Raw genomic sequence first — 12,169 nt, 5'->3', positions numbered from 1 at the left:
TCTCAAATTACGGTTATATAAGAATTAATAGAAATACTGTAAAATAAACCGTTTTATTAGTGCTTACTTAGCTTTTAGAAATATTTAAAACATTTATTATGAAAGCTTTATTGAAATTCAACATCATACTTTTTGCAGTTTTAATGGGATTATCGTCTTGTAAAAAGAACGACGGTTATAGTGATAAAATCGAAACCAATATCGTTCCCGAAGATAGTACAACCACAGTTCAAGATACTGCAACAACCTCAACCAATATTACAACCACACAAACTCCAACTGCTGCCAATGGAAATACTGATTCTCTAAGTACAGCAGGCAGAGGAAGCGGACCAGGAGAAAGTATACAAGATGGCTCAACTTATACACCTGCTAAAGGAGTACAAAAAGACAGTGTAAAACTACAGACCGAAAGTGCTAAAAAGAGAAAAAACAAATAAGGTAAAACGGTACATTTGAAACTCATTTCCAAAACGAAATGAGTTTTTTTATGCGCTTTTTTGTTTTAAAATTAAAAAAAACAAAAAATATATTTTGGATCTAAAGCCTTGTTTTTAAAAGGATTTAAGAAATATTTTTATCCGTCATAAAATTATTTTCTAAAAAATATTACTAAATACTACTAATTTGATAGAATTAATATATATATTTGTACCACAGAAAAGTTCTGAATGATACTTATCCAGAAAGACTGAGGGAATAGGCCCATTGACGTCTTAGCAACCTGTTGCCGAATAAGGTGCTAAATCCTTCCCGTCTTGCGGGACAGATAAGAAAAGATTTCCTCGTAATCTGAATAAGTTCATCTAAGTCTAAACTTTTATTTTTTGAAATGAAAACAGAATCCATTTTATACGCCAGTTACGAACTTTTGAATTTAATTTTCGAAGAAAATAGTCTTGCCTTCTTTCGAATGTAAAGACACTAAATTCTCCAATAATTTTTTCTAAAATAATAATGTCTAAAGACCATTTTTCATATTGGTCTCAGGAATTCTTTTGTCCAATCCTAAACTAAAAATCAAAATAAAATGAAAAAAATACTACTAGGTTTTGCGCTACTTCTTGGAGCTGTTCAAATTCAGGCTCAGGAAAATAATTTACAATTAAAAGGAACTGTTGTTGATACCGTTGCACAATATGTTTATCTGCAAAAGTTTCACAATAAAATGTTTACCACTATCGATTCGGTAAAAGTGAAAGACGGGAATTTTAGTTTTAAAACCAAAGTTAAAACACCAGATTTATATGGTTTAAGTGTTAATACAGCAAGTAGTCCGTTGTTTATTTTTCTTGAAAAAGGACCGATTACAGTGAAATTAAATCCGAAGAAATATTACAGCAATTCTGTGGTTGAAGGCTCTGTTTCTCAAGATTTATTTGAGGCTTACAAAAAATCGAAAGACATAGAAATCAGTAAATTCATTACAGAAAATCCGAAATCTATTGTTGCTGCTTATGTGTTGTACAGAAATTGGTCGTACAGATTATCGCCAGAGCAAATTAGAGAAAACATCACTTTGCTAGATAAAACATTGCAAAATACCACTTACGTGAAAGAACTAAAAGACTTGGCTCTTGTTTTGGACGGATTAGCGGTTGGAAAAAAAGCACCCGATTTTACGGCCAACGATCCGCAGGGAAAACCAATTCATTTTTATGAAAATCTGAAAGGTTACACTTTAGTCGATTTTTGGGCTTCATGGTGTGGCCCTTGCCGAAGAGAAAATCCAAATATTGTGGCGGCTTACAAAGAGTTTCATGATAAAGGATTCAACATTATCGGAATCTCTTTAGATAAAAAGAAAGAAAACTGGATTAAAGGAATTCAAGATGATCATTTAACATGGCAGCATGTTTCGGATTTGCTTTTTTGGAACAGTGCTGTTGCAAAACTATACGGAATTAGAGCAATTCCGAGCAATTACTTAGTCGATTCAAACGGAATTATTGTAGCTAAAAATCTTCAAGGAGAAGAATTACAGTCGACTTTAAAATCGCTTTTAGGAAATAAAATTTGATAAAAAACAATAATAGAATATTAGTTAATTTAAAATGATAAGGAAATGAATGCTATTGAGACAACAACAGAACCAATTGAGTTAGAGTGTTACTTCTCTAAGTTTAGAGAAAACACAGTAGGAATTGATCATACTTTTGAATCGGTTTATGGTGAACAGAATCTGGTTTATGCAGATTGGGTGGCCAGCGGAAGATTATACGTTCCGATCGAAGATATTATGCTTAACAAAATCGGTCCAATGATTGCCAATACGCATTCACTTTCCAGTCAGACAGGAAAAACTTCGACTTACGCTTATCAGTACGCTAGAGAAAGTATTAAAAAACATGTAAACGCAAATGAGTCAGATGTTCTCGTTACAACTGGAACTGGAATGACTGCTGCTTTATCAAAACTACAGCGCATTATGGGTTTGAGAACTTCTTATGAAGAAGACAGACCTGTAGTTTTCATCACACACATGGAGCATCATTCGAATCAGGTTCCTTGGTATGAAACCAATGCCGAAGTCGTAATTCTTCCTCCTGATGAAAATAATTTAGTGGATCCAAAAGCCCTTTCAAGAGCATTAGAAAAATATGCAGATAGAAGTTTAAAAATCGGTTCGTTTACGGCCTGTTCGAATGTGACCGGAATTATCACACCTTATCATGAATTGGCTAAAATCATGCATCAAAACGGCGGATTGTGTTTTGTAGATTTCGCAGCTTCTGCACCTTATGTCAAAATCGATATGCATCCAAAAGATCCAGAACAACAATTGGATGCGATATTCTTTTCGCCTCATAAATTTTTAGGCGGACCAGGAACTTGCGGTGTCTTGGTTTTTAATGAAAAACTCTACCAATCTGATTTTCCAGATAATCCAGGTGGCGGAAATGTAAAATGGACCAATCCGCTTGGAAAATATTGTTATAGCGATGTGATTGAAGTTCGCGAAGACGGAGGAACACCGGGTTTTCTGCAAGTTATTAGAACAGCTTTGGCTTTGGAACTAAAAGAAAAAATGGGCGTTTCAAACATTAAAAACAGAGAAAAAGAACTGTTGGAACTTTGTTTTGCAAGACTTCAAAAAATAAAAGGTTTGTCTATTTTGGGAGATTTGACAGTAGAAAGAATCGGCTGTGTTTCTTTTGTGATTGAAGACATTCATTACAATTTAATCGTAAGACTTTTAAATGACCGTTTCGGAATTCAAGTTCGCGGAGGCTGGTCGTGTGCGAGTACGTATGCTCATTATTTGTTCAATATCAATGAAAAGAAATCGGCTGTAATTACTAATGAATTATTAGAGAGAAATCAAATCAATAAGCCAGGCTGGGTTCGTTTGTCTCTGCATCCGATTACGACCAATGAAGAGCTTTTTTACATCTGCGATGCGATTGAAAAAGTGGCTTCGAATTATAAAAAATGGCAGAAAGAGTATCAATACAATCCTGCAACAAATGAATTTGAAAATCCTGAAATAAAAGATTCAATAGCAAACGAAGTGAATGAATGGTTTAAGTTAGATTAGTTAGTTAAGTAGTTAAACCTAACGGATTTTTAGAATCTGTTAGGTTTTCGTTTCCTATTAAAAAAAGAATAAGAACTCATTGGTTGAAATAGAACAAAAATTTAATTTAAACACATAGAAACATAGCTTTTTATTGTTTTTGTTTAAGATTATAAAAAAAGCAAGCTTTAACACATAGCTATGTGCATTGAAATTAGTGAAACGCCTTTATAGACTTGTAAAAGCTATGTTTCTATGTGTTAAATAGTAATTTCACCCAACGTATTAATAAAATTAAAATGAAAACAATTCCAAGAAGAATCGTAACAGGTTTACGAAATGGGAAATCGATTATAGAACAAGACAATATAGTAACCAATGTTTCGGAACATTTTCCGGGTTTAATCATTTCTGATATTTGGACAACAGACAGTTCGCCAGCAAAATTTGAGGAAAATTATATTGAAAACACTGCTTTTCCGAATACACCAAAAAATGGAAGTTATTTTCGATATGTACAGATTCCGCCAGACAAAGATTTAGGAATAGTAGCGCCAGAAGGACAACCGCATCCGTTAATGCATCAGACTAATACTTTAGATTATATCGTGATTTTGGCTGGAGAAATCTATTTGATTGTAGACGAAGAAGAAACTTTACTTCAAGCTGGAGATATTGTAATTCAAAGAGGAACCAATCATGCGTGGAGCAACCGTTCCGATTCTCCATGTATTCAATTAGCGGTATTATTAGACGCTGGAATAAAATAATAAGGAAACTGAAGAAAATTATTTTTTCAGTTTTTTTAGAAGAATTAGATTTATTTAAAGACGTTTTTTCGCCTTGTCTTTAATTTTTTGTTAAGAGCTTTTTTCTCTTTCTAACATCAATTTTCTGCTTTTTATAAGAGAAGGATTGTTATAGAGGAAAAAGCTCTTTGTTTTTTTACTGCAAATGCTTCAACGTATTATTTTAAGCTAACTTTTGGTTTTAAATGTTAATAATATGTTTTGTTTTAAGGTGGCTTTATTAATGTAAACGTAACCTTTTCGACCTACCCTCATCTTTAATTTTGGAGACATATAAAAAGAACCCAACACTTTGTATATGTCATTTTTAAAAGAACACGAACATTATCAATACGAAATCAGAAAAAGTACCTCGGCTGGTACTTCTCATTTGATCTTTCCTATCAAAATAATGTATCATGTATAAGAAGTTTACAGACGAAGAACTTGTCGAATTATTAAAATCTGGAAAAGACAAAGCTTTTGATGAGCTTTATTTTAGATACCGCGATATTCTTGTTCGATTTGTTTATTTAAGAATGAAATCTATTGCCATCTCAGAAGAAATTGTTCAGGAAGTTTTTACCTCCATTTGGGAACGACGCAAAACGATTGTAATCCAGAAAAGTTTCGCAGCCTACATTTATACTTCGGTGCGCTATATGACATTAGATTATATCAAATCGCATGAAGTTACCGATCAATACATTCAAGAAGTTTTAGACAAAAACGTAGTAGCTTATACCAGTCATAATGCAACAGAAGATGCTATTTATTATGACGAATTACAAAAAGCAGTTGACGAAGCTGCAGCTTTACTTCCTAAAAAATCAAAAGAAGTTTTTATTCTAAGTCATGTAAAACATTACACGAATAAAGAAATAGCTGAAGAATTAAACGTTTCCATCGAAACCGTAAAATACCATATTACTTATGCGCTCAAATTTATGCGTACGTATTTGGGCGAATTCAATTAAACGTAAAATTCAAATTAAGGGTTTCCCTTTTTTCTTAACAGAAGCGTAACCTTCAGCGCCTACCCCAAACTACAATTCCTAAGACATACTATTAAAGACATAAAGAAATTATAATGCCTGAAAATTCAAATAACGAAAACAACGAAATCAAAAATTTTTTAGACGGAAAGTATTCTCCGAAAGGACAAGAAATGTGGAATAAATGGTACGATCGTACAGATGATTTTTTTGATAATATGGAAGTGATTCAATCTGATCGTTCGCAGCTCAAAAAAGAATTACGAGATATAAAGAAAACAAACAACGTTATTGCGCTTCATTATAAAAATTGGGCTGTTGCCGCTTCTTTAGTTTTCTTAATCGGATTATCGGTGTTTTTTTACCAGTCATCAAATTCAATTGAAAATAAGCAGTTAACAGCAAAATTAGGAGAACATGCTCAGATTACTTTAAGTGATGGAACACAAATATGGTTAAATGCAGGAAGTATTTTAAAATATCCAAAGGAGTTTAAAGGTGATACAAGAGAAGTGTATTTGTCTGGGGAAGCTTTTTTTGATGTAGCCAAAGACAAAAAACATCCCTTTATAATTCATACCAATAAAATGGATACCAAAGTTTTAGGAACAAGTTTTAATGTTCAGGCTTATCCAGAACAGACGACACAAGAAGTTTCTGTTTTGACGGGAAAAGTAAATGTGAAATCGACTGTTACAGAAGAAAATGTATATGTCACTCCTGGTCAAAAAGTGGTATTTAAATCTAATGATAATAAGCTTCAGGCTTTTAAAGATATCCCAGTAAATACGATTTCACTTTGGCGTAAAAATATAATGGTTTTTGAAGAAACACCTCTTCCAGAAGTTGTTGCCACGATCAACCGCAATTATAATGTTTCCATAGAAATCAAAAACAAAAATCTAAATGCTTTAAAGATAAGCGCCTATTTTAAAGAACTTCCTGCAGATCAGGTTATTGGTTTGGTGTGCAACATCATCAACGCCGAGTATAAAATGGACTCAGGAATTTACAAAATAGATTAATTCTTTACTGTATCAAAAATAAAACTACGTAGCAAACTAATAAACAAAAACAATCCCAACTAAATCTAAAAATTATGATTGAAAAACAAAAGCGGTATGCCCAAAAGTCTCAAAGCATAAAGGCAGTAGGAATGAAATTTTTCCTATTTATGACTTTGTTTTTTGCGACGCTTACAGTAAACGCCGGAACTGTTGACATTAACAAAAGGGTGACTTTAAAAGTCGAAAATGAAAGTATAAAAAATATTTTCGAAAAAATAGAAAATCAGGTTGATGTACATTTTATGTACGAAAGCAGCCAAGTAAATACGAATCAGAAGCTGAGTTTAAAATTAAGCAATGTAACGCTGGAACAAGCGTTGGATAAAATCTGCGGGGCTTCACTTCGATACGAAATTGTGAGCAACAATATTGTGATTAAGAAAAACCTAAAAGTGGCAGATCAAAATAAAATTATTATTTCTGGAACTGTTTTCGGTGGAGATGATAATATGCCGTTGCCAGGTGTTGGAATTAAAGATAAAGGTTCGAACGCAACTGCAGCAACAGATTTTGACGGAACATTCAAAATGGAAATTAATGCTCCAGAAGCAACACTTCTTTTTTCGTACGTTGGTTATGTAACCCAAGAAGTAAAAGTAACAAGCACACAAACGATTACAGTAAAATTGGCAGCTGATGTAAAACAGCTTCAGGAAGTAGTTGTGATGGGATATGGAAGTGTAAAAAAGAATGAAGTTTTAGGCGCTGTTGGTTCTGTTTCTATGAAAGAAACTTCAAGCAGAACGTATAACAATGCAGGTGAATTATTGCAAGGAACTGTTGCAGGTGTTACCGTTATTAATGACGGTGGAGACCCTACTGCTTCTCCAACAATCAATATTCGTGGTATTGGATCTTTAAATGCTGAAACGCCATTAATTGTTTTAGACGGAATTATTTATAGCGGTTCTTTAAACACAATCAACCCAAATGATATTGCTTCGATCAGTGTTCTGAAAGATGCGGCTTCTGCAGCCATTTATGGTGCAAGAGCTTCTGGAGGGGTAATTTTAATTACTTCTAAAAAAGGTGTTTCAGATCGCATTAACGTAAATGTAAATTACCAAGGTGGTTTTCAAAATGTAGCTAAAAAATTAGATGTTTTAAACGCAGCAGAATATGCTGATGCGATGAACATTGCAAGAGATAATGCTGGTTTACCAAGAATTCCTGCTTTTGATACTGCTTTTGAACCAACTGCAAGAACAACAAAAACAAACTGGATGGACGAGATTTTCCGTACAGGAGCCATTCAAGATTTGTCTCTTTCGGTAAACGGAAAAACAGAAAAATCTAATTTCTTTCTTTCTGGAAGTTATAGAAAAAATGAAGGTGTTTTATTAAATACTTATGGAGAACGTTATACGGTTAGAGCAAATTCTTCATTCAAATTGGCAGATAATTTCACTATTGGAGAAAATTTATCATACTCCTTAACAGATGGTCAGACTGCTAATACTGCAAATGCTTATACAGGAGCGATTTTAGCAGCGATTTTTTATCCGCCAAATGCTACTATTTATAGAGAAGATGGTTCAGGACAATTCGGAGGAGTTCCAGAAAAATATATCGGTTCTTATGGAGACGTTATCAATCCTGTGGCATACTTAAAAAGATTAGATAATAAAAATCCAATCTCGACAGTTTTGATTAATCCTTATGCAGAATGGGAAATTATTCCAGGTTTAAAAGTAAAATCAAACTGGGGTTATACTAGAATTCAAGATAATGCTACAGATTTTGCAGTTAAAATTACAGAGCCAGGAAAAATATTTGACTTCAATAGATTGACTCAAAAATCATTGACGGTTACAGATTTATTGAGTGAGCAGACCATTTCTTATGAAAAATCATTAGGAAAACACAACTTTAAAGCATTAGCGGGATACACATATCAAGAAACTAAGAAAGATTTCTACACTGTAGAAGGAACTGGTTTTGATAACGAAGATCCATCTCAGCGTTATTTATTAAATGCTAAATTAATTCAGCAGACAGGTGCAGGAAGATCAGATGAAATTATTTCTTCTTATGTTGGAAGAATTAATTACGACTTTAATCAAAAATATTTGCTTTCTGGAATTGTGCGTCGCGACGGAACTTCAAAACTTTTAAAAGATAACCGTTATAAAGTATATCCTTCTGTTTCTGCAGGTTGGTTAATTTCTGAAGAAAACTTTATGAAAGGTTTAGAACCAATCATCAGCAATTTGAAACTTCGTGCAAGCTGGGGACAAATTGGAAACTTAGGAAATCTTGGACCATACCAATTTAGTGTGCCTTTGGTACAAACTCAGGCTTTAATTGGAGCAACGCCATCTATCAATTATGGTTATGCAGAAAGCGAATTATCAAACCCTAATTTAAAATGGGAAAGTTCAGAACAAACTAACATCGGTTTAGATTTTACAATGCTGAATAATAGTTTAGTAGGATCTGTTGATGCTTACGTAAAAACAAACAAAGACATGTTGGTTCGTGACCAATTGCCTGGAGTTTCTGGAACCCCTCAAGGAAGAATCGTAAACTCTGGAGATGTTGAAAATAAAGGAATCGAAGTAAGTTTAACGTACCAAAAAACTCGTGGTGAATTTAAATTTGATGTTACAGCAAATGCAGGATTCTTAAGCAATAAAATTGTTTCTATTAAAGACGATTTAACTTCTCTAGAGCCTTTAAACTTAAGCAGAGTTCGTAGTTTGCCTTTAGCTAATATTTACCAAGTTGGAAGTCCAGTTGGAGCTTTCTACGGATATGCAACTGACGGATTATTTCAAAGTGATGCTGAAGCAAAAGCATATGTAAACAAAGATGGTGTGGCCTATCAGCCAAATGCGGTTGCAGGAGATATCAGATTTAAAGATGAAAACGGCGACGGTGTGATCAATAACAGCGATAGAGTGGTATTAGGAAGTCCTTTCCCGAAAACAACGTACAGCTTAAATGCTAATTTCAGATACAGAGGATTTGATATGAATATCTTCTTCAACGGAGCTGCAGGAAATAGTGTTTTCAATGCTGTAAAACATACAGGTTTAAATGCTTCTTTCCCTGGTTATAATTTATTGGCAGATTCTAAAGATGCTTGGTCACCAACAAATACGAATACAAATGTTCCAGTTCTTTCTTCAACAGACAACAATAACAACTTCGGACGTATTTCTGATTTGTTTATTGAAGATGCTTCTTTCTTAAGATTGAAAAACGTTTCAATTGGGTACACGGTTAAAGAAAGCTGGTTGAACGGAAAAGCAAAATTGAGATTCTTTATCTCTGGACAAAACTTATTTACAATCACAAAATATTCTGGAATGGATCCTGAAGTTGGTCTTAGAAATTTCGGAATGGATTTAGGAAAATATCCGCTTTCACGTATTTACATGACAGGTGTTAATGCAACTTTTTAAAAAATAAAAAACAATTAAAATGAAAAAAATAAGTCTTTTATTATTGAGTTTTGTGCTTTTAATCGGCACTTCGGCTTGTGAAAGTGAACTTGATGTTATACCACAGGGAGCTCCGTCTAGCGGAAATTTCTGGAAAACTCCAGCAGATGCAAAAGCGGGAGTAAATTCAATATATGCTTTATATTCTGATGATAATATGTACGGTCGTGGTTTCTTTTGGCTCAATAATGCCAGCGATGATATCGGAACAAAACCAAGACAAAATGCTGAGCGTATCAAGAATTTTATTGTTGATGGAGCAGAATCTGATACAAAAGATATCTGGAGAATTCACTACGAAATCATGAAACGTTGTAATGACGTAATTCGTAACCTTCCAAATATTCCTTTGGACGAAAGTACAAGAAACGGAATGTTAGGTGAAGCTTATTTCAACCATGCTGTAATGCACTTAGAATTGGCTTATCATTACGGAGATGATCGTGCTGGAATTCCAATTCAGGATAGAGAAAATTTCACCAATGTATATGTTCCGCGTGCTAAAAATGTAGCTGAAAATTATGCGTACATCGCAGCCGATTTAATCAAAGCAGCCGATTTATTGCCGTATTTCGATCAGCTTACACCAGACAATTATGGGCGCGCTCATAAAACTGCCGCTTGGGCTTATTTAGTTCGTACGTATTTGTATGCTAAAGATTGGGACAATGCCATCAAATATGCAAATATGATTGTGGCTAGCGGAAAACACAAACTGTTAGACAATTTTGAAGATGTATTTAAAATCAGTAACAATTGGTCTTCAGAATATATCTGGTCTGTGACTTCAAGTGCAGAAAACACTTCTTTAGGATCTATTTTTCCTGGAGTTTGTTTAGAAGATAAAGGCTGGGGAGTTTACAACGGATGGGGAAATTTCTATCCAACAAAAGAATTATTTGATACTTATGTTCCAAATGATAAAAGAAGAAGCGCTACGATTTTACAAAAAGGAGACAAGTTTGTTTACTTTGGAGAAACAGTGACTTTTAATGAAGGAAATCATGTAGTAAGTTCAAGCAACAGAACAGGTTATCAGTTTAAAAAATATATGGAGCCTTTCAGTTATCCAAAAACGACTTCTGGAGGTGTTGATATTCGTTATGTAAATGCCAACGGAGACAAACCTTCTACAGCTTTAAATGTGCCTCTTTTGCGTTATGCAGATGTGATTTTGATGTTAGCGGAAGCGAAATTAATGAAAGGCCAAAATGCAGATACAGAAATCAATATGATTCGTCACCGCGCAGGTCTTACGGATATTTCTGGAGCAACAATGGTTGATTTAAAAAGAGAAAGAAGATGCGAATTGGCTGGAGAATGGACAGATCGTCATTTTGATTTAGTACGTTGGGGAGATGCAAAAGAAGCATACGCAAAACCATTACATCATTATGACGGAAGTGTCATTTATCCTGCTCGTAATTTTAATCCAGCGATTCACCATGTTTGGCCAATACCACCAGACGAAATCGCAGTAAGTAAAGGAATGTTGCCTCAAAACGAAGGCTGGTAATAAATATATAATAACTCGTTTTGTATAATTTAAAAAAACATTTTAACACATAGAAACATAGATTTTTGTCTCAAAAAGAGAGTCGAAGAAACTAGTTTTTACACATAGACAAACTATGTGCATTTAAATAAGTGAAACGCCTTTTCTAAATCTTCAAAAATGTTATTTTTCAATGTGTTACTAATTACTTCCAACGGGTTAATAATAATTTCATTTGTGTTTTTTTAGTTTTTACGCCGCAGTCTTTTTGTCGGGAGGCTGCGGTTGTAAAAAATTATTAAAACCTTTTTTGTTTCAAGACCTTTCAAAAAGTTACCTACAGCTTTTTGTTTGTATAATTTATTTTCAATGAAAAAAATAATCACCCTTTTTTGCCTTCAATTTTGCCTGTATGCCCAAGCACAGGAATACAGTTCCTCCAATATTCATTCTCATAATGATTACGAAAGTAAATTGCCATTTTATGGTGCTTACTCTAACGAAACAGGTGTTATTGAAGCCGATGTTTTTTTAGTAAATAACGAATTGTTTGTTGCCCATACTTCTAAAGAAATAGCTTCGCATAATACATTAAAAAGCATGTATTTGGAACCACTTTCTGTGAAATTGAAAACATTGCAAGGAAAAGCATATCCAAGCAATAAACCTTTGATCTTAATGATCGATATCAAGTCGGATGCCGATGCGACTTTAAAGACAATTGTGCAGCAGTTAAAAACCTATCCAGATATTATTTCGAACAAAAATATTAAAGTGGTTATTTCTGGAAACAGACCGCTGCAATCGCTTTGGGCAGCTTATCCAGATTTTATCTTTTTTGACGGAAGACTGAATGAAAAT

General features: G+C 33.8%; 8 protein-coding genes, 1 pseudogene and 1 riboswitch. All 9 genes and pseudogenes read left to right on the top strand.

Annotation, left to right across the window (positions count from 1 at the left end; genetic code table 11):
• Positions 1-98: 98 nt before the first annotated feature.
• The gene (locus VGE71_RS20710; protein WP_331140010.1) at positions 99-440 is read left to right on the top strand and encodes a hypothetical protein; all 342 of its coding nucleotides are present in this window, start codon (positions 99-101) and stop codon (positions 438-440) included.
• Between the two features lie 235 nt (positions 441-675).
• A riboswitch (SAM riboswitch) is annotated at positions 676-776 on the top strand.
• Between the two features lie 254 nt (positions 777-1,030).
• Positions 1,031-2,020, top strand: coding sequence for a TlpA disulfide reductase family protein (locus VGE71_RS20705; RefSeq protein ID WP_331140009.1), 990 nt, complete (start codon positions 1,031-1,033; stop codon positions 2,018-2,020).
• 45 nt (positions 2,021-2,065) lie between these two features.
• Positions 2,066-3,538, top strand: a complete 1,473-nt coding sequence (locus VGE71_RS20700; RefSeq protein WP_331140008.1) for an aminotransferase class V-fold PLP-dependent enzyme — start codon at positions 2,066-2,068, stop codon at positions 3,536-3,538.
• A 278-nt stretch (positions 3,539-3,816) separates the two neighbouring features.
• The gene (locus tag VGE71_RS20695) at positions 3,817-4,287 is read left to right on the top strand and encodes a cupin domain-containing protein (RefSeq protein WP_331140007.1); all 471 of its coding nucleotides are present in this window, start codon (positions 3,817-3,819) and stop codon (positions 4,285-4,287) included.
• 437 nt (positions 4,288-4,724) lie between these two features.
• Positions 4,725-5,282, top strand: coding sequence for an RNA polymerase sigma-70 factor (locus VGE71_RS20690; protein ID WP_331140006.1), 558 nt, complete (start codon positions 4,725-4,727; stop codon positions 5,280-5,282).
• Between the two features lie 113 nt (positions 5,283-5,395).
• Positions 5,396-6,325 (top strand): FecR family protein, encoded by a 930-nt coding sequence (locus VGE71_RS20685; RefSeq protein WP_331140005.1) that lies wholly within the window; start codon positions 5,396-5,398, stop codon positions 6,323-6,325.
• 131 nt (positions 6,326-6,456) lie between these two features.
• Positions 6,457-9,774, top strand: coding sequence for a TonB-dependent receptor (locus VGE71_RS20680; protein WP_331140004.1), 3,318 nt, complete (start codon positions 6,457-6,459; stop codon positions 9,772-9,774).
• A gap of 19 nt (positions 9,775-9,793) precedes the next feature.
• Entirely contained in the window at positions 9,794-11,329 is a 1,536-nt protein-coding gene (locus VGE71_RS20675; RefSeq protein WP_331140003.1) for a RagB/SusD family nutrient uptake outer membrane protein, read from the top strand.
• A gap of 348 nt (positions 11,330-11,677) precedes the next feature.
• Positions 11,678-12,169: pseudogene (locus VGE71_RS20670) on the top strand (alkaline phosphatase); the annotation flags it as partial.

This window comes from Flavobacterium sp., assembly GCF_036405015.1.
In the GTDB taxonomy this organism is placed as follows: Bacteria; Bacteroidota; Bacteroidia; order Flavobacteriales; family Flavobacteriaceae; genus Flavobacterium.
This window is presented reverse-complemented; position numbering and strand designations above follow the sequence as displayed.

Excerpts from the sequence above, each read along its gene's own strand:
- VGE71_RS20710 (WP_331140010.1), top strand. The coding sequence starts at position 99 with ATGAAAGCTTTATTGAAATTCAACATCATACTTTTTGCAGTTTTAATG.
- VGE71_RS20705 (WP_331140009.1), top strand. The coding sequence starts at position 1,031 with ATGAAAAAAATACTACTAGGTTTTGCGCTACTTCTTGGAGCTGTTCAA.
- VGE71_RS20700 (WP_331140008.1), top strand. The coding sequence starts at position 2,066 with ATGAATGCTATTGAGACAACAACAGAACCAATTGAGTTAGAGTGTTAC.
- VGE71_RS20695 (WP_331140007.1), top strand. The coding sequence starts at position 3,817 with ATGAAAACAATTCCAAGAAGAATCGTAACAGGTTTACGAAATGGGAAA.
- VGE71_RS20690 (WP_331140006.1), top strand. The coding sequence starts at position 4,725 with ATGTATAAGAAGTTTACAGACGAAGAACTTGTCGAATTATTAAAATCT.
- VGE71_RS20685 (WP_331140005.1), top strand. The coding sequence starts at position 5,396 with ATGCCTGAAAATTCAAATAACGAAAACAACGAAATCAAAAATTTTTTA.
- VGE71_RS20680 (WP_331140004.1), top strand. The coding sequence starts at position 6,457 with ATGAAATTTTTCCTATTTATGACTTTGTTTTTTGCGACGCTTACAGTA.
- VGE71_RS20675 (WP_331140003.1), top strand. The coding sequence starts at position 9,794 with ATGAAAAAAATAAGTCTTTTATTATTGAGTTTTGTGCTTTTAATCGGC.